The organism is Stenotrophomonas maltophilia group sp. Smal17, assembly GCF_030237045.1.
In the GTDB taxonomy this organism is placed as follows: domain Bacteria; phylum Pseudomonadota; class Gammaproteobacteria; order Xanthomonadales; family Xanthomonadaceae; genus Stenotrophomonas; species Stenotrophomonas forensis.
In genome coordinates this window covers 76,310-96,752 of record NZ_JASJSU010000003.1, presented here as the reverse complement: position 1 = coordinate 96,752, position 20,443 = coordinate 76,310, and the positions used below count along the sequence as shown (strand labels likewise).

The following is a 20,443-nucleotide window of genomic DNA, read 5'->3' as shown; positions in this document are numbered from 1 at the left end:
GGCACCTACCAGGGCGGGGGAGTGGTTGCCACCTGCCAGGGCGGGGGAGCGCCAGTCGAGCAAGCTCGACTCTACAAAGGGCGCCGGCGTTACAGGGCCTGACGGCCGGGCGCGGTAGAATTCCCGGCCATCCCAGAACCACCGGATCCCGATGAGCCCCAGCCCCGCCGAACGCGCCGAAGACCTTCGCCGGCAGATCGCCCAGGCCAACCGCGCCTACCACGAGCTGGATGCGCCGGAGATCCCCGACGTCGACTACGACCGGCTGGTGCGCGAGCTGGAAGCGCTGGAGCGCGAGCATCCGGAGCTGGCACGTGCCGACAGCCCGACCCAGCAGGTCGGCGCCCGTCCCTCCGGCCGTTTCCCGGAAGTACGCCACGCGGTGCCGATGCTGTCGCTGTCCAATGCCTTCAGCGATGAGGAAGTGGCCGACTTCGTGCGCCGCATCGATGAGCGCCTGGGCCGTCGCAGCCTGCAGTTCTCGGCCGAGCCGAAGATGGATGGCCTGGCGATCAGCCTGCGCTACGAAGAAGGTCATTTCGTGTTGGGCGCCACCCGCGGCGATGGCAGTACCGGCGAGGACGTGACTGCCAACCTGCGTGAGATCGGCGACATCCCCAAGCGCCTGCATGGCAAGAACTGGCCCGACGTGCTGGAGGTGCGCGGCGAGGTCTACATGGCCCGCGCCGACTTCGAGGCCTACAACGAACGTGCGCGCCAGCAGGGTGGCAAGGTGCTGGCCAACCCGCGCAATGCCGCCGCCGGTTCGTTGCGCCAGCTGGACCCGAAGATCAGCGCGCAGCGCAGGCTGAGCTTCTTCGCCTACGGCACCGGCGAGGTGCAGGGCGGCGAACTGCCCGACACCCATTCGGGCACGCTGGCCCAGCTTGGCGCCTGGGGCTTCCCGGTCAGTGCGCTGTGCAAGGTGGTGGAAGGCACCGACGGCCTGCTCGGCTATTACCGCGATATCGGTGAGCGCCGCGATGGCCTGCCGTTCGACATCGATGGCGTGGTCTACAAGCTGGACGATCGCGCCGGCCAGCAGGCGATGGGCTTCGTCTCGCGTGCGCCGCGCTGGGCCATCGCGCACAAGTTCCCGGCGCAGGAACAGAGCACCACCGTTGAGGCGATCGAGATCCAGATCGGCCGCACCGGTGCCGCGACGCCGGTCGCGCGGCTGGCGCCGGTGGCGGTGGCCGGTGTGATCGTGTCCAACGCCACCCTGCACAACGCCGACCAGATCGCACGGCTGGATGTGCGCGTGGGCGATAGCGTGATCGTTCGCCGCGCCGGTGACGTGATCCCGGAAGTGGTCAGCGTCATCCTCGACCGCCGCCCGCCGGGCACCACGCCATGGCAGATGCCGACGCGCTGCCCGGTGTGCGGTTCGGAGATCGTGCGCGAGGAAGGTGCGGCGGCATGGCGCTGCTCCGGCGAGCTGTCCTGCCCGGCGCAACGCAAGGAAGCCATTGCCCATTTCGCCTCGCGCCGCGCGATGGACATCGATGGTTTGGGTGACAAGTACATTGAAACCCTGGTCGATGCCGGTATCGTCAAAAGTGTGGCCGATCTGTACCGCCTCAGCCGCGACCAGCTGCTGCACCTGAAGCTGGTGCTGGATGCTGAAGATCCCTCGGCGCTGGCCGCCGCGCTGAAGCTGCATCTGCCGGCCGAAGGCAGCGGTGCGGTGCTCAACGCGGTGCTCAAGCTGGATGGCACTGATCCGGGCTGGCGCGCACAGGCGCTGGTACAGCCGGCCAGCTTCGATTGGAACACGAAGAAGATCGCCACCAAGTGGGCCGACAACCTGATCGCGGCGATCGATGCAAGCCGCGCCGCCACGCTGGAGCGGCTGCTGTTCGCGCTCGGCATCGAACACGTCGGCGAGAGTACGGCCAAGGCGTTGGCGCAGTGGTTCGGTGATCTGGAGCTGATCCGCCACCTGCCGTGGCCACTGTTCAAGCGCGTACCGGACATCGGCGGCGAAGTGGCGCGTTCGCTCGGTCACTTCTTCGAGCAGCAGGGCAACCAGCAGGCCATCGATGACCTGCTGCAGGTCGGCCAGGTGCGCATCAGTGATGTGCATGCGCCCAGTGCAAAGTTGCGCGAAGGCCTGGATCTTGCGCAGCTGCTGGTTGAATCGGAAATCCCCGGAATCACGCGCCTGCGCGCGGAGAAGCTGGTGGCGGCGTTGCCGGGCGCCCAGGCGGTGCTGGATGCCGAACATGGCCAGTTCGTCAACGCGGGCCTGCCGGACGACACCGCGCGCGGCCTGGCGCAGTGGCTGGACGCCGAAGGTCATGGCGTGATGCTGCTGGCGGCCGAAAAGGCGATGCAGCTGATCCTGGCCAAGGCGCCGGCGCTGGCCGAGATCGTGGCCGGCCCGCTGGACGGGCAGACCGTGGTGCTGACCGGCACCCTGGCCCAGCTCACCCGCGATGCCGCCAAGGAGCGCCTGGAGGCACTCGGTGCCAAGGTCTCCGGCAGCGTCTCGAAGAAGACCAGCTTCGTGGTGGCCGGTACCGAGGCGGGCTCCAAACTGGACAAGGCGCAGTCGCTGGGCGTGCCGGTGTGGGACGAGGACCGACTGCTGGCCTACCTCGCCGAACACGAATGATGACTTCGCCGGGTGCCTCGCGCCCGGCCTGAAACACAAAGGAACACCGATGCAGACCGCCCCGCTGGATTTCCGCCTCGCCACCCGCGCCGATGAGGAACGGTTGATCGCGTTGATGCGCGAGTTCTATGCCGAAGACAGGATCGACTTCGATGATGCGCGCGTGCGTCGCGGCGTGGATGCACTGCTGGCCGACCCGCGCAACGGCGAAGTGCTGCTGTGGTTGGACGAGGCGGCTGACGTGGTGGGCTACGCGGTGATCGCGATGGGCTTCAGCCTGGAACAGGGCGGCCACTTCATGCTGCTGGACGAGTTGTACCTGAGCCATCGCGCGCGTGGTCGTGGCCGTGGCAAGCAGGCGCTGGCCATCTGCGAACAGCGTGCCCGCGGGCGGGGCGTCAGCCGGCTGCGCCTGGAAGTGAACCACCACAATGAACTGGCGCGCCGCCTGTACCTGGCCAGCGGCTACATCGATGACACCCGTGACCTGCTGACCCTGCCGCTGGACCATCCGCGTCCGGAGGGGATCCTGTGAGCGCGGCCCTGCTGCGCACGCTGCAGCAGCGCGCGTCACTCAATGCGCTGGTGCGTCGCTTCTTCGCCGAGCGCGATGTGCTGGAGGTGGAGACGCCGATCCTGTCGGTGGCGGGCAACACCGAACCGAACATCGACAGCTTCCATACCGATTTCACCGGCCACGTCGATGCCGGCGGCCGCCGCCGCTGGCTGCGCACCTCGCCGGAGTATCCGCTCAAGCGCCTGTTGGCGGCCGGTGTTGGCGACTGCTATGAGCTGGGCCGGGTGTTCCGCAACGGCGAGGCCGGTGGCCGCCACAACCCGGAGTTCACCATGCTGGAGTGGTATCGGGTCGGCTGGGACCACCACCGGCTGGTGCAGGAAACCGCCGAGCTGGTCGGCCAGGCGCTGGCCCTGGTCGGGCGCAGTGCATCCCTGCGCGTGCTGAGCTACCGCGAGCTGTTCCAGCAGCATGTGGGCGTGGACCCGTTCGACGCCGATGAGCCCGCACTGCGCGCCGCACTGGGCGATGTGCATATCGATCCGGTCGGCCTGACCCGCGATGACTGGCTGGATCTGTTGATGACCCACCATATCCAGCCGCATTTCGATGACGCGGTGATGACCGTGGTGCATGACTGGCCCGCCAGCCAGGCAGCATTGGCCCGCATCCGCCCCGGCACGCCGCCGCTGGCGGAACGCTTCGAGTTGTACCTGGGGCCGGTGGAGCTGGCCAACGGTTATCACGAACTGAACGATGCCCACGAGCAGCGTGCGCGTTTCCAGCGTGACCTGCAGCGTCGGCATGAGCGCGGCCAGGTGCAGCCGGCGCTGGACGAAGCGTTGCTGGCCGCATTGCCGTCGTTGCCGGCCTGTGCCGGCGTCGCCGTCGGCGTCGACCGCCTGCTGATGGCGATGAACCGCACGCCACGCATTGCCGATGTGCTGGCCTACGACTTCGCCCATGCGTGAGCGCAGCGCTTTGCTGAACATCGAAGACTGAACGGATTGCTGCGTTCGCGCGCTTGCTTCGGCAAGCAGGATGATGCTCTTATCACGGCAGATGCGAGACACTGGCATCGGAATTCGTCCACTCCTGTTGGGGAAGGCATTGGTCAAGTGGTTTGCGGTCGTCGCTGCTCCGGTGTACTCCATCGCGCTCTGGGGTGCCTGGCTGCCGTCCTCGGCGTCTGCCCAGCAGGTTGGCTACGACGATGCAGTGGTGACCTGCGAATCGCGTGACATGGCGTGGGTGCATTGCGATATCGATGTCAGCAATGGCGTCGACCTGGTCCGCCAGCTGTCCAACAGCAGCTGCATCCGTGGCAGCGAATGGGGGACCGACCGCAGTGGCGTCTGGGTCACCCTGGGCTGCCGCGCCGAGTTCCGCGCGCGCCGCGCTGCCGGTGCCACCGGTGCTGCCACCGAAGGCAAGCGCCTGGTCCGTCGCGTGGTGCGTTGTGAATCCAACGGCCGCCCGCAGAGCTGCCCGGTGCGCCTGGACGGTGCCCCGGTACGCCTGCTGCGGCAGCTGTCGGCGCTGCCGTGCCGGGAAGGGCAGGGTTGGGGCTACAAGCGCAATGAAGTGTGGACCAGCCGCGGCTGCCAGGGTGATTTCGAGGTGGCCGATGATGAGGGCCGCTTCGTCGACGTGCCGCGCAGGTTGACCTGCGAATCCAAGTCGAAGAAGCGCCGCTTCTGCGGCGCCAGCATCTCGGTGGGGGCTGCCGTCTCCGAGCAGCTGTCCAACACGCCGTGCGAGGAGGGCAGCACCTGGGGCTGGAACCGCAACGGGATCTGGGTGGACGGCGGCTGCCGCGCCGAATTCCTGGTGAACTGAGCCGGGCAGGCTCCAACGCTGCCGGGCGTGGCCCTACAATGGGCCCATGAACACTGCCTCCGACATCGATTACGCCCGCTACGACCACATCCGCCCGATCCTGTGGACCGGCGATGCCCTGCAACTGCTGGACCAGCGCAAGCTGCCGTTCGTGGTCGAGCATGTGGTCTGCCATGACAGTGACGAGGTCGCCTCGGCCATCCACGCACTGACCGTGCGCGGTGCGCCGGCGATCGGTATCGCGGCTGCCTGGGGCGTGGTGCTGGCGGCACGTGACGTGCAGGCGGCCGATGGCATGCAGGCACTGCAGCAGCTGGAGCCGGCGCTGCAGCGCTTGAACGCTTCGCGTCCGACCGCAGTCAATCTGGCCTGGGCGCTGGCACGCATGCGCCGTTGCCTGAACGCTGCCGGCCCGGACTGGAAGGCATTGCTGGCCGCGGAAGCGCAGGCCATTGCCGAGGAAGACCTGGCCGCCAACCGTCACATGGGGGCGCTGGGCGCGGGCCTGATCGACGCTGGCAGCGGGGTGCTGACCCATTGCAATACCGGCTCGCTGGCCACCGCCGGGTTCGGTACCGCACTGGGCGTGATCCGTGCCGGCATGGCCCAGCACCGCATCGCCCGTGTCTTCGCCGGCGAAACGCGGCCGTGGCTGCAGGGCGCGCGCCTGACCGTGTGGGAGCTGCAGCAGGATGGCATCGACGCCACCCTGATCGCCGACTCGGCCGCGTCGCACCTGATGAAGACCGGTGCCGTGCAGTGGGTGATCGTCGGTGCCGATCGCATCTGCGCCAATGGCGATACCGCCAACAAGATCGGCACCTACCAGCTGGCCATTGCGGCCCGCCACCACGGCGTCAGGTTCATGGTCGTGGCACCGTCCTCCACCGTGGACATGGAGACCGTGGACGGCAGCCAGATCGAGATCGAGCAGCGCGATCCGGGCGAGCTGTACGGCGTGGGCGGCACCCGCACCGTGGCCGAGGGCATTGCCGCCTGGAACCCGGTATTCGACGTCACCCCGGGCGAGCTGATCGACGCCATCGTGACCGAGCGCGGGGTGATCCTGAACCCGACCGTGGAGAACATGCGCGCCGCCTTCGGCGGTTGAAGCGCAGGGGAGGGGCAGCGTGACCTCCGCCCCCGGGTCGTGCCGGCCGCTGGCCGGCAACCCCTAAGTTCCTGATTTGTGCCGGTAAAATCCCCGTAAAGGGAGGCGGAAAACGGCCTGTTGTGGTAGTATCCACAGGTTGAATCGAGGTTCCGGCACGACCCCCTCCCGCAGAGGGCTGCGCCGGACTGGACCGCTACCAGACAACGGAACCCGAATGGCAGAAACCGCCAAGGAAATCATCCAGGTCAACCTGGAAGACGAGATGCGCAAGAGCTACCTCGATTACGCCATGAGCGTGATCGTGGGCCGCGCGCTCCCGGATGCGCGCGACGGCCTCAAGCCGGTGCATCGTCGCGTGCTGTTCGCGATGAACGAGTTGAACGCGCACAGCAACAAGCCCTACTTCAAGTCGGCGCGTATCGTCGGTGACGTCATCGGTAAGTACCACCCGCATGGCGATCAGTCGGTGTACGACACGCTGGTGCGCCTGGCACAGCCGTTCTCGCTGCGTTACATGCTGGTCGATGGCCAGGGTAACTTCGGTTCGATCGACGGCGACTCCGCCGCGGCGATGCGATACACCGAGGCGCGCATGTCGCGCCTGGCGCATGAGCTGATGGCGGACATCGACAAGGAAACCGTCGATTTCCAGCCCAACTACGACGAAAAGGAACTGGAGCCGACGGTCATGCCGACCCGGTTCCCGAACCTGCTGGTCAATGGTTCGGCCGGTATCGCAGTGGGCATGGCGACCAACATCCCGCCGCACAACCTGAGCGAATCGATCAACGCCTGCATCGCGCTGATCGACAACCCGGACATCGATGTCGACGGCCTGATGGAGTACATCCCGGGCCCGGACTTCCCGACCGCCGGCATCATCAACGGCACCGCCGGCATCGTCGCCGGCTACCGCACCGGCCGTGGCCGCGTGCGCATCCGTGCCAAGGCTGATATCGAAGTGGCCGACAACGGCCGCGAATCGATCATCGTCACTGAAATTCCTTACCAGGTGAACAAGGCGCGTCTGATCGAGAAGATCGCCGAGCTGGTCAAGGAAAAGAAGATCGAAGGCATCAGCGAGCTGCGCGATGAGTCCGACAAGGACGGCATGCGCATCTACATCGAGATCAAGCGCGGTGAATCTGCCGAGGTTGTGCTGAACAACCTGTACCAGCAGACGCAGATGGAGTCGGTGTTCGGCATCAACATGGTGGCGCTGGTCGATGGCCGCCCGCAGTTGATGAACCTCAAGCAGATGCTGGAGGCGTTCGTCCGCCACCGTCGCGAAGTGGTCACCCGCCGCACCGTGTTCGAGCTGCGCAAGGCGCGCGCCCGTGCCCACGTGCTGGAAGGCCTGACCGTCGCGCTGGCCAACATCGACGAGATGATCGAACTGATCAAGACCTCGCCGAACCCGAACGAAGCCCGCGAGCGCATGCTGGCACGCGTGTGGGAGCCGGGCCTGGTCGGTGCGATGCTGGGCGCCGCCGGTGCCGAAGCTTCGCGTCCGGAAGACCTGCCCAAGGGCGTGGGCCTGATCGAGGGCGGCTACCAGCTGACCGAGATCCAGGCCACCCAGATCCTGGAAATGCGCCTGCACCGCCTGACCGGGCTGGAGCAGGACCGCCTGACCGACGAGTACAAGCAGCTGCTGGAAGTGATCGCCGGGCTGATCCACATCCTGGAAGATCCCGACCGCCTGCTGCAGGTGATCCGCGAGGAACTGGTCAACGTCAAGGCTGAATTCGGCGACGAGCGTCGCACCGAGATCCGCCACAGCGAAGAAGACCTGGACATCCTCGACCTGATCGCGCCGGAAGACGTGGTGGTCACCGTGTCGCACGCCGGCTACGTCAAGCGCCAGCCGGTGAGCGTGTACCGCGCGCAGCGCCGTGGTGGCCGTGGCCGCAGTGCGGCGGCGACCAAGGAAGAGGATTTCATCGAACAGCTGTGGCTGGTCAACACGCACGACACGCTGCTGACCTTCACCAGTTCGGGCAAGGTGTTCTGGCTGCCGGTCTACCAGCTGCCGGAAGCCGGTTCCAACGCCCGTGGCCGCCCGATCATCAACTGGATCCCGCTGGAGCCGGGCGAGCGCGTGCAGGCCGTGTTGCCGGTGCGCGAGTACGCCGATGGCCAGTTCGTGTTCTTCGCCACGAAGAACGGTACGGTCAAGAAGACTCCGCTGGGCGAGTTCGCCTTCCGCCTGGCCCGCGGCAAGATCGCGATCAACCTGGACGAGGGCGATGCGCTGGTCGGCGTCGGCCTGACCGACGGTGAGCGTGACATCCTGCTGTTCGCCTCCAACGGCAAGACCGTGCGCTTCGGCGAGGACAAGGTCCGCTCGATGGGCCGTACCGCGACCGGCGTGCGTGGCATCAAGATGCCGGCGGGCGAGGAAGTGGTCAGCCTGATCGTGGCCGAAAGTGCCGGCGGCAGCGAGGACGAGAACGAGGACGACAATGGTGTCGAGGAAATCGCAGCCAATGGCGATGCGGTGATCGACGGCGCCGACGACGCCAGCGTGCAGTACATCCTTACCGCCACCGAGAACGGCTACGGCAAGCGCACCCCGCTGCCGGACTACCCGCGCAAGGGCCGTGGCACGCAGGGCGTGATCGGCATCCAGACCACCGAGCGCAACGGCAAGCTGGTGGCCGCGGTGCTGATGGGCTCCGGCGATGAAGTCCTGCTGATCTCCGATGGCGGCACCCTGGTGCGTACGCGTGGCTCGGAAATCAGCCGCGTCGGCCGCAACACCCAGGGCGTCACCCTGATCCGCCTGTCGAAGGACGAGAAGCTGCAGGCGGTGGAGCGCATGGATGCCTCGATCGACGAGGATGAGGACGAGGTGGCCGCCGCCCCGGCCGCGACCGACGGCATCCCGGCTGCTGCCAGCAGCGAGGACGCCGCGCAGGAGTGATCCTGTTGCCAGGTTGAGGTACCCGACGACGCCGGCCCTGTGCCGGCGTCGTCGTATGCGGATGCCGCGCATACGCGCGCGCTTCACGTCGGCGGTGGGATAAGGGCGCATGCTGCCCCCGGAGATCGACGATGTCCGCCACGCCGCAGTCTGCTCCCGCTCCTTCCTCCCGCCACCCCCTGGTCACCGTGCTGTCGCTGCTGCTGGTCGTGCTCGGCCTGGTCATCGGCGGGCTTGGCGCGTGGCTGCTCAGCCTGGGAGGTTCGGCGTACTACGCCATCGCTGGGTTCGGCCTGCTGGCCAGCGGCATCCTGTTGTTCGGCAACCGCCGCAGCGGTGCGCTGCTGTACGCGTTGGTGTTCCTCGGCACGCTGCTGTGGACCTGGTGGGAATCGGGCAGTGATTACTGGCGCTGGGTGCCGCGGCTGGGCCTGGTAACCGCGCTGGGCATCGTGCTGGCGCTGCTGGCGCCGACCCTGCGTACTCCAGTTCCCAAGCGGCTCTCGCGTGCGGTGGCCGCTGCGCTGATGCTGGTGTTCGTGGCGGCCTTCGGCCTGGCGTTTGCGCCTCATGGCGAAGTGGATGGGCATCAGCCTTTCCCGGAAGGGGCAGCCAGTGCCGGCCTGGAGCCGACCCGGGACACCACCGGCCTGCAGCCGGCCGACCAGCCTGCCGACGGTGATTGGCCGGCGTGGGGCCGCAGCAACGCCGCCACCCGTTACTCGCCGCTGCAGCAGATCACGCCGGCCAACGTCGGCACGCTGCAGCTGGCCTGGCAGTTCCGGACCGGTGACCTGCCCAGGAAGCGCTGGGGCGCGGAAACCACACCACTGAAGATCGGCGACCGCCTGTACCTGTGCACCGCCCGCAACCGGCTGATCGCGCTTGATGCCGCCAGCGGCAAGGAGCTGTGGCGGTTCGATCCCAAAGTGAAGGATGCCTCGATCCCGTACACCGCCGCCTGCCGCGGTGTGAGTTACTACCAGCAACCGAGCGCACCGACCCTGGCTGATGCGGCACTGGCGGATGTCGCTGCCGATCTGGCACTGCCGGAGCCACCGCCCAGCGTGACCCGGAGTGCTGCGCCGGGCAGCCATCCGGCCTGCTGGGCGCGCATCATCGAAGGCACGCTGGACGGCCGCCTCATCGCGGTGGATGCCGGCAGCGGCCGGCCCTGCGCCAACTTCGGCAACAACGGCCAGGTCGACATCACCCTGGGCATGGGCGAGGTACCGCCGGGGTACGTGTCGATCACTTCGCCGCCGGCCATCGTGCGCGGGGTGATCGTCACCGGCCACCAGGTGCTGGACGGGCAGCGTCGCGATGCACCGTCGGGGGTGATCCAGGCCTACGACGCGATCACCGGCAAGCTGCGCTGGGCGTGGGACATGGACCAGCCCGATCGCAGCGGCCTGCCTCCGCGCGAACAGACCTATACGCGTGGTACGCCGAACATGTGGACCACGGCCACCGGTGACGAGGCATTGGGGCTGGTCTACCTGCCGCTGGGCAATTCGGCCGGCGACTACTGGAGTGGCTCGCGCACGGAAAACCAGAACCGCTACGCGACCTCGCTGGTAGCCATCGATGTGGCTACCGGCAAGCCGGCCTGGCATTTCCAGGCGGTGCGCAAGGATGTCTGGGACTACGACCTGGGCTCGCAGGCCAGCCTGATCGACTATCCGACGGCTGCCGGCAAGGTGCCGGCGATCCTGCTGCCGACCAAGCAGGGCGACATCTACATCCTCGACCGCCGCAACGGCCAGCTGCTGAGCGCCGCTGAAGAGCGCAAGGTGCCCATCGGCGGTGTCGAGCCAGAACAGCGCTCACCCACCCAGCTGTTCTCGCTGTACCACACGCTGCGCCGCGAGCATGAGCTGACCGAGCGCGACATGTGGGGGCTGACCCCGATCGACCAGCTGGTCTGCCGCATCCAGTTCCGCAAGGCGTACTACGAAGGCTTCTATACGCCGCCGAGCAGTGATCGTCATTCCATCGAGTACCCCGGCTACAACGGCGGCTCGGACTGGGGCAGCGTGTCCATCGATACCCGTCGCGGCGTGGTCGTGGCCAACTACAACGACATGCCCAACTACAACCGGCTGGTGCCGCGTGCCGAGGCCGACCGGCTGGGCTGGCTTCCGCGCGAGAAGATCCGGTTCGACAAGGGCGGCGCCGAAGGCGCGGGCGACCCGCAGGTAGGCACGCCGTACGCCATCCAGGTCAATGCCGGCTGGCGGCTGCCGTTCACCGGCTTGCTGTGCAAGCAGCCGCCGTATGGCGGCATCCGGGCCATCGACCTGCGTACCGGCAAGCTGCTGTGGGACCGCCCGTTCGGCAGTGCCCGTGGCAATGGACCATTCGGCATCCGTTCGGGCCTGCCGATCGAGATTGGCACGCCCAACAACGGCGGTTCGGTGGTGACCGCCAGCGGCCTGATCTTCATTGCCGCGGCCACCGATGACCTGTTGCGCGCCATCGATCTGAAGAGCGGCAAGGAGTTGTGGCATACCACGCTGCCGGCGGGCGGGCAGGCCAACCCGATGGTGTACGAACAGGATGGCCGCCAGTACGTGGTGATCGTGGCGGCCGGACACCATTTCATGGAAACCCCGAAGGGCGATTATGTGATGGCCTATGCGCTGCCGGAACCGGGGCGGCCGGTCGCCGCCCGCGCTCCCTGATGATCGATCAAACCGTCACTACCACCTTGCCGATCTGCTCGTTCGATTCCAGGTAACGATGTGCGTCCTGGATCTGCGCGAACGGGAACACCCTGGCGATCTTCGGGGCCAGCGTGCCCTTGTCCAGACCATTGACGATGAACGCCTTGGCTCGGGCCAGTGCGGCATCGTCGGAGACGATTTCCGAGTACAGGTAACCCTTCAGGGTCAGCGACTTGCCCAGTACGTTGAACAACGGGAACGGCGTGGGTTCGCTGCTCAGCGCGCCGTACTCCAGCAGGATGCCGCCACGCGCCATCGCTTCGGTCAGCGGCACGAACTGCGGGCCACCGATCGGATCGAACACCACGCGGGCACCGGCGCCATTGGTGATGCGCGCTACTTCGGCCACCAGATCCTGTTCCTCGGTGGCGATGACATGGGCGGCACCGGCATCGAGCAGGGCCTGGCGCTTGCCCGGGCCACGCGTGACCGCGATGGGCGTGGCGCCTACGGCATTGGCGATCTGGATCGCGGCCAGGCCGACGCTGCTGCTGGCGGCGGTGATGATGACGAAATCCCCCGCGGTCAGTTGCGCCTGTTCCAGCAGTGCGCCCCAGGCTGTGACGTACTGCATCCACACTGCGGCAGCCGTTTCAAAGTCCAGTGTCTGCGGATGTTTGACCACCAGTCGCGCCGGCACGTTGGCCAGCTCGCCATAGGTGCCCCAGCGTGCGATATCCAGCGGCGGTATCACGCTCACCGCATCGCCTGCAGCGAAGCCGCTCACCGCACTGCCGATGGCTTCAACCACGCCGGCCGCTTCGTAGCCCAGGCGGCTGGGGAACTGCGCTTCCTGCAGGTAGGCACCATTGCGGAACATCACCTCGGCGCGATTCAGGCCGATGGCCTTGACCCGGATCTGGACCTCGTCGGCGGCGGGGGCGGCAACGTCGATGTCGTCGATTCGCAGTACATCGGCATTGCCGTATTCGTGGATGCGGACAACCTGGCTCATGGGGGGGCTCCGAGAAAGGGCCGACGAGGGCGCCGGCGAAAGGGTGAGGGCTACTGTGCGCGTAGTCTGTACCCAGAATAAGGGGTAATCTCGTGTTTCATTGAAAACGGAATGTTTGCAATGGACTTGATTGCTCCCCTGCGAACCTTCGCAAAAGTGGCCGAGGTCGGCTCGTTCGCCGCCGCTGCTGAGGTGCTGGACCTGTCCCCACAGGTGGTCGGCAAGCACGTCCAGGCGCTGGAGCAGCATCTGGGCGTTCGCCTGCTCAACCGCACCACGCGCAAGCAGAGCCTGACCGACTTCGGCCAGGCCTACCTGGCGCGGGCGCGGGTGATCCTGGAAGAAGTGGAGGGCGCCGAGCAGCTGGCAGAGGTGGCACGCGGACGGCCGATGGGGCGCCTGCGCATCAGCGCACCGGTGACCTTCGGCGTGCATGCGCTGGGCCCGGCGCTGGTGGCCTACATGCAGGCGTATCCGGACGTTCAGGTCGATCTGAACCTGTCCAACAGCCTGGTCAACATCGTCGAAGACGGTTACGACCTGGTATTCCGTACCGGCGACCTGGCCGACAGCGGGCTGGTGGCGCGACGGCTCGGGCCGTATCCGCTGGTCCTGTGTGCCTCGCCGGACTATCTGGCTTCGCGCCCGGCCATTACCCATCCCAATGACCTGAGCCGTCACGAGTGCCTGGGCTTCGCGCATTCAATCATCCGCACCCGCTGGAGCTTCCGCGATGCCGAGGGCAGCGTGCTGACCGTGCCGGTGTCCAGCCGCTTCATGGTCAATCAGGCCGAGCCACTGCTGACTGCGGCCGTCGGTGGGCTGGGACTGATCCTGCAGCCCTACGAAATGCTCTCGGCGACGCTCGCACGCGGTGATCTGGTGGAAGTGCTGCCGACGTTCGAGCCGGTGTCGACCTGGATCCATCTGCTGTACCCGCGCGACCGCCAGGTGACGCCCAAGCTGCGCAGCTTCGTGGATTTCTGCGTGGCGCGGTTCAGCGAGCAGAGCATGGCGCGGCGGTAGCGCGGCCATCGGTCAGCATTGTTCCTGTCTACTGTGAAGGATCATGCCCTCACGCCGCTTCAGGGCCGCAACGTGTTGTGCGCTTTCCAGCCAACGCGCGCAGTGGATGGCAGCGCATCGAAGCATTCAACGTTACCGTTGATGTGTTGCCGCAGAGTCCCAGGCGTGGATGCGGCGGGCCGATCCATCATCTAGGATGCGTCCAGGGACACGCGCAAAGGAACTGTAATGAGGGCTTTTGGACGCCTGTTTCTCTGCAATGCGCTGGCCTGCGTGGTCCTGGTGACCGCCTCGGCTTCTCCGGTAGTTGGCGCAAGTTCTTTCGAGCATGCGCATCCACGTGCGCAGAATGCCATCGATGACTGGCTTGCGGCCTTCAATGCGGGCAGCCTCGAGGGGCTGCAGGCATTCGCCGACAGATATGCGAAGCAGGAGGGCAGCACTCCCAAGGACTATCTCGACTTTCGCGAGAGCACAGGCCCGCTGAGCGTTCTGGAAACACTCGAGAGCACGTCCAGCCAGGCGAAGCTGTTGGTGATGGGCCAGGTGAACGAGCGTGCGATGCGGGTGACGGCCGTCATGGATCCGGCCAATCCTGCGCACGTGAAGCAGTTCCAGATTGAGGGCGCTGAAACGCCGGACAAGTACAAGCCAGCGCGGGTGGCTTTGCCTGTCCTGATGGCCGATGCCGCGGCAAAACTCGAGGCGCTGCGGGCGCGGGACGCGCTGTCGGGGGCGTTGCAGGTGGTACAGAACGGCAAGGTGCTGCTGGACTGGCGCGGTGGCGATTCCGATCGCACCGCTGGCATCCCAGTGGGCGTGGATACGCAGTTCCGCCTTGCGTCCTCCAACAAGATGTTCACCGCAGTGGCCATCCTGCAGCTGGTGCAGGATGGCAAGCTCAGTCTCGATGACACGATCGGAAAGCACCTGCCGGACTATCCGAACAAGGCCGTCGCCAACAACGTGACCGTACGTCATCTGCTCTCACATACCAGTGGCCTGGGTGATTTCTTCGGCGATGATTTCGAACAGTATTCTGCGTCGCTGAAGACGCTGGATGACTACGTGCAGCGCTTTGCCAAGGATGCGCCGCAGTTCGCGCCTGGCAGCCAGGACAGCTACTCGAACTATGGCTTCATCGTACTGGGGCGCATCATCGAAGCGGTTTCAGGGCAGTCGTACTACGTCTATGTGCAGGACCACATCCTGCGCCCGGCCGGCATGACCGGCACCGGCTTCGAGCCGGAAATAGTGAGTGTTCCGAAGCGTGCCGTCGCCTACACGAAGAAGGATGGGCAATGGCTCCGTGAAACGAAGTCGCTGCCCTGGCGTGGCATGTCAGCCGGTGGTGGCTACAGCACGGTGAGCGACATGGTGGCGTTTGCCGAGGCATTGCGTAGTGGAAAGCTGGTCTCACCTGTATTGCTGCAACAGGCCACCACGGCGCAGAATCACAAGGGCTGGTACGGATTCGGCTTCGTGGTGCAGGGCGAGGGCAGGGAACACCAGTACGGCCACGAAGGCGGTGCGCCCGGATCGAACAGTGCCATCGTGGTGCTGCCCGCGCAGGGCTGTGTGATCGTTGGCCTGGCCAATGTCGATCCGGATGCGATCGGCAACGAGGTCAACTACATCGCGCGAAGAGTGCCGCTGTAGGCCCGAGCGACTGTGCTGCAGCGATGTTGACGCTGGGGCGGGTGGCGGACCAGAATCGGTTCATGAGCCGATTCCTTCCCGTGGTATGTCTGGTCGCCAGCATGGTGCTCCTGCTGCGCGGAATGCAGGTGATACTCAAGGGTGTCGCGGTGATGGCCAACGAAGGTGCCAGCGCTGCGTATGCACAAGGCTACCTGCATGGACAGGCGGTAGCCGGGTGGATGTTGATTGCTGCAGCAGCAGCCTGTGCGCTCATTGCCTGGCAGAGGGTGCGCGCGAAGAAGTGAGAGACGGCCGCATCAGCGCGGTGCCCGCACCATCTTCGTCATCAGGTGTTCGACCACACCGGCCGGGTCCGCCGTGCGACCCACGTGCGTGCTCGACATCTGCACGATCGAGCTGCGCTTGGCGGTGAGGAAATGGAAGCGCGCGCGTGCCGGCAGCTGCGCGATCGGCCCGGCGCTGGCGTCGCCACGGCAGATCGCCACGATCGCATCCAGCCACGGCTGCAGCGCATCCTGGTCCAGTGCCGGCGCGAACGCGTGCAGGCGTGCCGGATCGATCTCGATGGCCGCTTCCAGATGACGCGCGCCGGGGCAGGAGACGATCACTCCGACGTTTATGAACTCTTCGCGTTCCACCCGCGGCACCACGCGGATGACCGCATAGTCATACGTGTGCAGCGTGGGCACGGATGGCCTCCTGCACGAACACCGCACGCACTTTCAGGCGGTGCTTGAGATAGTCGATGTAGCCCTGGCGATAGGCCTGAGGACTGTCGAACGCCGGCTCGTTGACCAGCCAGCTGTCCGGCACCAGGCCGACGATGCGCTCGATCTCGGCATCGGTCAGGCGGGCGGCCAGTTCGGCATCCACCTCGGCGATGCGGCTGGCGAACGACAGCAGCACGTGGTCGCGGATCAGTACGAAGGGCTTCTCGCAGGCGTCGCCGGCATTGGCCCAGTCGTGATGGAAGTACATGGCCGCACCGTGGTCGATCAGGTACAGCTTTCGATGCCACACCATCAGGTTGGGATTGCGCGTGGTGCGATCGACATTGCTGGTGAACGCATCGAACCAGACAATGCGCGAGGCCAGGTCGGCATCCACGGGCATTGCCGCCGGATCGTAGTTGATCGCGCCGGGCAGGTAGTCCAGGCCCAGGTTCAGGCCCTCGCTGGCACGGATCAACTCCTGAATTTCCGGGTCCGGCTCGGTGCGGGCGAATTCGCGGTCCAGTTCCACGAACAGGATCTCTGGAATCGGCAGGCCCAGCGTGCGCGCCATCTCGCCGGCAATCAGCTCGGCGATCAGCGCCTTCGGTCCCTGGCCAGCACCACGGAACTTCAGCACGGCCATGCCGTCGTCGTCGGTCTCGACCACGGCCGGCAGGGAGCCACCTTCCCGTAAAGGGGTGATGTAGCGGAGGGCATGTACGGTGCGCATGGGCGCATTCTAGCGTGGCGCCGGTGGGGCCGTACCCGGCCTGGGGGCAGCGTGAATGCGTGGAGGGAAGCAGGCACGCATTGTGGCAACAGCGTTGGCCGCCGGGGCAGGTAATGTCAGGCTCCGACGCACTGGATGCCTGGCACGGTGCGCTGGCAAGGATCGCGCGCAGTCTTCACTTCTTCCTTCCGTGCACGATGGCAGCATTCGATTCAACGGAGCATCACGCCCGCGTGTGACCTTCAACAGGAGGCCGTCATGCCGCTACTGCGCAGCTGTCACGCTTCACTCTGCATGTACTGCAACGCGTGGTGTTGACCCTGGTCTGACAGGGCCAGACATGCCGGCATGGATGGCCGTCACCCGCAACACCTGCCACGCTTCACACACCGCTGATCCGGCACGCCGCTGCCGTTTCCGGCGATCCAGACACCTGCCGTTTCCACGTTGCCGATTGCGATGCCCGAGGCATCGCCTGCGTGGAAGGCCACTGTGTCCACGCTGTCCCTGCAGGCTTTGGAGGTGTACCGATGAGCGACGAATTCAATCCCATGCTGCCGCCGCTGGATGATGCCAAGGTCGAGGAAATGATCGGCAAGCTGGTGCTGGTCGGTGTCACCCGCTATGGCGGTGATGGCCAGGTGCAGGGGCTGGAGCAGTACGCGGGTACGGTGCTGCGCATCAGCGCTGACGAAGGCGTGGTGCTGGCCGACGAGAACGATGGCCACGAGCGCTACCTGCCGCCGATGCTCGACCAGTACCTGCCCGCCGAACCGGGCGAGTACCGCATGCGCAACAGCGGCATGATCGTGGTCGACCCGGACTACCTGGCCACCTGGGACCTGCACGCCCAGCAGTAGTGCCAGGCCACGCCTGGCAGGTGCCGGCAGTTCGCCGGCACCTCCCGGCGCTGCACTTTGCCCCATCCGGCCACTAGTCCTTCCGGCCCATTCACTACAGCCCCTGCGGTGCTAGATTCGGGCCCTTGCCCGTCCTCGGGCGCCCATTCACACCCCAGGGGATAAGGATGCTGATCCGTCGAACCTCTCTGGCGGCGGCCGTTGCCGTTGCCACCGTCGGCCTGCTGGCCGCTGGCCCGGCGCTTGCCGATTACGCGAAGCCGCCGGAACACCTGCTCAAGGTGCTCAAGGCACCGCCGCCGCCGGCACCGAACGTGGCACCGGGTGGCCAGCGCCTGCTGCTGACCACCGCGCAGACCTATCCGTCGATCAGCCGCGTGGCCCAGCCCTATCTGAAGCTGGCCGGCGTGCGCCTGGAGCCGAAGAACCGCAGCCGCCATGACACCCCTGGCGGCTATGGCATTCCGGCCTGCGTGGCCGACTTCACCCTGGTCGATATCGGCAGCGGCAAGGAAACCAAGGTGAACCTGCCGCAGGGCTGCGCCACCGGCGCGCTGTGGTCGGCCGATGGCAGCCACTTCGCCTTCCAGAATGCGGTCGACACCAGCGTGCAGCTGTGGGTCGGTGATGCCGCCACCGGCCAGGTGAAGCAGGTGCCGAACGTGCAGCTGAACCCGATCTTCGGCAACACCGTGCAGTGGCTGGGCGGCAGCCAGAACCTGCTGGTGAAGCTGGTGCCGGCCAATCAGGGCCCGGCGCCGTCCAATGGCGGCGTGCCGACCGGCCCGGACGCGCAGGAGTCGCTGGGAAGCAGCGGCGAGAGCAGCACCTATGAAGCGCGCGACACGCTGACCAGCGTGCATGACGAAAAGCTGTTCGCCTACTACGGCGCCTCGCAGCTGGCGGTGGTCGATACTGCGGCTGGCAGCGTGCGCCCGGTCGGGCAGCCGGCGCTGTTCAACGAGGTCAGCGCCGCACCCGATGGCGTGCATGTGCTGACCGAGTCGATCAAGGCCCCGTATTCGCATGCGGTGACCTACCAGCGCTTCGCCAACGACGTGGCGGTGCTGGACATCGCCAGCGGCAAGACCACCGCGATCGCCAGCCTGCCGCTGGCCGATCGTGTGCCGGTGCACGGCGTGCCGGAAGGCCCGCGCGGTTTCGACTGGCGCGCCACCGATCCGGCCACCCTGGTCTATGCCGAAGCGCTGGACAAGGGCGACTGGAAGGTCAACGTGCCGCACCGTGATCGCGTGCTGATGCTGAAGGCCCCGTTCAACGGCAAGCCGACCGAAATCACCCGCACTGCGCAGCGCTTCGAAGGCTTCGCGTGGACCGCCGATCCGGCCGTGGCCTTCCAGTACGAGAACGACGAGAACCGCCACTGGATGCAGACCCGCATCGTCGACGTGGACCAGCCGAAGAAGGAAGGGCGCCTGCTGTGGGACATGTCCAGCGATGAGCTGTACGGCAACCCCGGGAACCTGGTCTTCACCCGCCTGCCGAATGGCGCGCCGGTCGTGCGTCGTGAAGGCAACCATGTATTCCTCAGTGGCCGTGGTGCTTCACCGCAGGGTGACCGCCCGTTCCTCGACCGCCTGGACCTGGGCACGCTGAAGAGCGAGCGCCTGTTCCGCAGCAGTGCCGATGCCTACGAGCAGTTCCTCGGTTTCAGCGCCACGCCGGGCCGCTACCTGACCTGGCACCAGTCGGTGATCGATCCGCCGAACGCTTTCATCCGCCAACAGGGTGAGGCGGTAGCCGATGCGAAGGCCGGCGAGGCGCAGTTCGCCTCCAGCGCCACTGCGTTGACCAAACTCGTCGATCCGACCCCGGAAGTGCGCCAGATCAAGAAGCAGCTGGTGACCTACAAGCGTGCCGATGGCGTGGACCTGTCGTTCACCCTGTACACGCCGCCGGGTTACAAGGAAGGACAGCGCGTGCCGGCGATCCTGTACGCCTATCCGGCCGACTTCGCCAACGCCGCGCAGGCTGGCCAGGTGTCCGGTTCGCAGCAGACCTTCACCCGCCTGCAGCCGTACCGCCTGATGCTGCTGGCCGGCTACGCGATCATCGACAACGCCTCGTTCCCGATCGTGGGCGACCCGAAGAATGCCTATGACACCTACCTGGAGCAGCTGGAAGCCGACGCCAAGGCGGCGGTGGACAAGGCAGTGGACATGGGTGTGGTTGACCGCAACCGCATCGGCGTGACCGGTCACAGCCATGGTGGCCTGATGACCGCCAACCTGATCGCGCACACCAATCTTTTCAAGGCGGGCGTGGCCACCAGTGGTTCGTACAACAAGACCTTCACCCCGTTCGGCTTCCAGAACGAGCGTCGCTCGGTATGGCAGGCGCAGGACGTGTACCTGAAGGCCTCGCCGTTCTTCTATGCCGACAAGATCAAGCTGCCGCTGCTGCTGGTGCACGGCGAGGACGACGCCAACCCGGGTACCGAACCGTTCCAGTCGCGCAAGCTGTACCAGGCGATCCGTGGCAACGGCGGCACCACCCGCCTGGTGATGCTGCCGAACGAGCCGCACTGGTACACCGCGCTGGAATCGAATGAGCAGCTGGTTTCGGAAATGCTGAACTGGTTCGACACCTACGTGAAGAACGCCAAGTGAGATGCAGCAGGGCCGCCCCGGGGCGGCCCTGCTGCTGGCTGCCGCGTGGCGGGGATGGGGAGTAACCGGCGAAGAGGGAGCGTCGATCAGGCGGGTATCACGCAGTCTTGACATCCGCGGGAGGCCCA

Annotated in this window: 15 protein-coding genes; 12 read left to right on the top strand and 3 right to left on the bottom strand. The window is 66.3% G+C overall.

Going from position 1 to position 20,443, the window contains the following annotated elements; all coding sequences use genetic code 11:
* Positions 1 to 145: 145 nt before the first annotated feature.
* The 7 genes from ligA to QRO93_RS02270 all read left to right on the top strand — a co-directional run bounded on the left by ligA (position 146) and on the right by QRO93_RS02270 (position 11,697).
* Complete coding sequence (gene ligA / locus QRO93_RS02300) at positions 146 to 2,617, top strand: NAD-dependent DNA ligase LigA (protein WP_180880204.1); 2,472 nt, start codon at positions 146 to 148, stop codon at positions 2,615 to 2,617.
* A gap of 49 nt (positions 2,618 to 2,666) precedes the next feature.
* A complete protein-coding gene (locus QRO93_RS02295) occupies positions 2,667 to 3,152 on the top strand; it encodes a GNAT family N-acetyltransferase (protein ID WP_053450216.1) in 486 nt (161 codons plus the stop codon).
* Positions 3,149 to 4,105, top strand: a complete 957-nt coding sequence (epmA, locus tag QRO93_RS02290; protein WP_180880175.1) for an EF-P lysine aminoacylase EpmA — start codon at positions 3,149 to 3,151, stop codon at positions 4,103 to 4,105. The genes QRO93_RS02295 and epmA overlap by 4 nt, the downstream gene beginning before the upstream one ends.
* A gap of 139 nt (positions 4,106 to 4,244) precedes the next feature.
* Positions 4,245 to 4,973, top strand: a complete 729-nt coding sequence (locus QRO93_RS02285) for a DUF3011 domain-containing protein (protein ID WP_053450214.1) — start codon at positions 4,245 to 4,247, stop codon at positions 4,971 to 4,973.
* A gap of 46 nt (positions 4,974 to 5,019) precedes the next feature.
* A complete protein-coding gene (gene mtnA / locus QRO93_RS02280; protein WP_053450213.1) occupies positions 5,020 to 6,084 on the top strand; it encodes an S-methyl-5-thioribose-1-phosphate isomerase in 1,065 nt (354 codons plus the stop codon).
* Between the two features lie 217 nt (positions 6,085 to 6,301).
* Complete coding sequence (gyrA, locus tag QRO93_RS02275; RefSeq protein WP_180880176.1) at positions 6,302 to 9,013, top strand: DNA gyrase subunit A; 2,712 nt, start codon at positions 6,302 to 6,304, stop codon at positions 9,011 to 9,013.
* Positions 9,014 to 9,144: 131 nt separating this feature from the next.
* Positions 9,145 to 11,697 (top strand): membrane-bound PQQ-dependent dehydrogenase, glucose/quinate/shikimate family, encoded by a 2,553-nt coding sequence (locus QRO93_RS02270; RefSeq protein WP_180880177.1) that lies wholly within the window; start codon positions 9,145 to 9,147, stop codon positions 11,695 to 11,697.
* A gap of 7 nt (positions 11,698 to 11,704) precedes the next feature.
* Here QRO93_RS02270 and QRO93_RS02265 read toward each other — a convergent pair whose 3' ends face one another.
* The gene (locus tag QRO93_RS02265; RefSeq protein WP_053450210.1) at positions 11,705 to 12,694 is read right to left on the bottom strand and encodes a zinc-dependent alcohol dehydrogenase family protein; all 990 of its coding nucleotides are present in this window, start codon (positions 12,692 to 12,694) and stop codon (positions 11,705 to 11,707) included.
* Positions 12,695 to 12,814: 120 nt separating this feature from the next.
* Between QRO93_RS02265 and QRO93_RS02260 the strand changes: the two genes are divergently transcribed.
* The 3 genes from QRO93_RS02260 (at position 12,815) to QRO93_RS02250 (ending at position 15,666) form a co-directional block, all read left to right on the top strand.
* On the top strand, positions 12,815 to 13,720 hold the full coding sequence (locus QRO93_RS02260; RefSeq protein WP_180880178.1) for a LysR family transcriptional regulator: 906 nt from the start codon (positions 12,815 to 12,817) through the stop codon (positions 13,718 to 13,720).
* A gap of 228 nt (positions 13,721 to 13,948) precedes the next feature.
* The gene (locus QRO93_RS02255) at positions 13,949 to 15,379 is read left to right on the top strand and encodes a serine hydrolase (RefSeq protein WP_180880179.1); all 1,431 of its coding nucleotides are present in this window, start codon (positions 13,949 to 13,951) and stop codon (positions 15,377 to 15,379) included.
* Between the two features lie 62 nt (positions 15,380 to 15,441).
* Entirely contained in the window at positions 15,442 to 15,666 is a 225-nt protein-coding gene (locus QRO93_RS02250) for a hypothetical protein (RefSeq protein ID WP_148564983.1), read from the top strand.
* A gap of 12 nt (positions 15,667 to 15,678) precedes the next feature.
* Here the strand turns inward: QRO93_RS02250 and QRO93_RS02245 are convergent, their stop codons facing one another.
* Complete coding sequence (locus tag QRO93_RS02245; protein ID WP_180880181.1) at positions 15,679 to 16,071, bottom strand: DUF3037 domain-containing protein; 393 nt, start codon at positions 16,069 to 16,071, stop codon at positions 15,679 to 15,681.
* On the bottom strand, positions 16,049 to 16,825 hold the full coding sequence (locus QRO93_RS02240) for a HipA family kinase (protein WP_021202746.1): 777 nt from the start codon (positions 16,823 to 16,825) through the stop codon (positions 16,049 to 16,051). Before QRO93_RS02240 ends, QRO93_RS02245 begins: the two co-directional genes overlap by 23 nt.
* A gap of 530 nt (positions 16,826 to 17,355) precedes the next feature.
* Here QRO93_RS02240 and QRO93_RS02235 point away from each other — a divergent pair.
* Together QRO93_RS02235 and QRO93_RS02230 are read left to right on the top strand one after the other, a co-directional pair.
* Complete coding sequence (locus QRO93_RS02235; RefSeq protein ID WP_053511310.1) at positions 17,356 to 17,685, top strand: hypothetical protein; 330 nt, start codon at positions 17,356 to 17,358, stop codon at positions 17,683 to 17,685.
* 167 nt (positions 17,686 to 17,852) lie between these two features.
* Positions 17,853 to 20,315, top strand: coding sequence for a prolyl oligopeptidase family serine peptidase (locus QRO93_RS02230; RefSeq protein WP_180880183.1), 2,463 nt, complete (start codon positions 17,853 to 17,855; stop codon positions 20,313 to 20,315).
* Positions 20,316 to 20,443 lie beyond the last annotated feature (128 nt).

Bases quoted from the DNA above. Each gene is read 5' to 3' on its own strand.
- QRO93_RS02230 (WP_180880183.1), top strand. From the start codon at position 17,853: ATGCTGATCCGTCGAACCTCTCTGGCGGCGGCCGTTGCCGTTGCCACC.
- QRO93_RS02295 (WP_053450216.1), top strand. From the start codon at position 2,667: ATGCAGACCGCCCCGCTGGATTTCCGCCTCGCCACCCGCGCCGATGAG.
- QRO93_RS02235 (WP_053511310.1), top strand. From the start codon at position 17,356: ATGAGCGACGAATTCAATCCCATGCTGCCGCCGCTGGATGATGCCAAG.
- QRO93_RS02265 (WP_053450210.1), bottom strand. From the start codon at position 12,694: ATGAGCCAGGTTGTCCGCATCCACGAATACGGCAATGCCGATGTACTG.
- QRO93_RS02240 (WP_021202746.1), bottom strand. From the start codon at position 16,825: ATGCGCACCGTACATGCCCTCCGCTACATCACCCCTTTACGGGAAGGT.
- mtnA (WP_053450213.1), top strand. From the start codon at position 5,020: ATGAACACTGCCTCCGACATCGATTACGCCCGCTACGACCACATCCGC.
- QRO93_RS02250 (WP_148564983.1), top strand. From the start codon at position 15,442: ATGAGCCGATTCCTTCCCGTGGTATGTCTGGTCGCCAGCATGGTGCTC.
- QRO93_RS02270 (WP_180880177.1), top strand. From the start codon at position 9,145: ATGTCCGCCACGCCGCAGTCTGCTCCCGCTCCTTCCTCCCGCCACCCC.
- QRO93_RS02255 (WP_180880179.1), top strand. From the start codon at position 13,949: ATGAGGGCTTTTGGACGCCTGTTTCTCTGCAATGCGCTGGCCTGCGTG.
- gyrA (WP_180880176.1), top strand. From the start codon at position 6,302: ATGGCAGAAACCGCCAAGGAAATCATCCAGGTCAACCTGGAAGACGAG.
- QRO93_RS02260 (WP_180880178.1), top strand. From the start codon at position 12,815: ATGGACTTGATTGCTCCCCTGCGAACCTTCGCAAAAGTGGCCGAGGTC.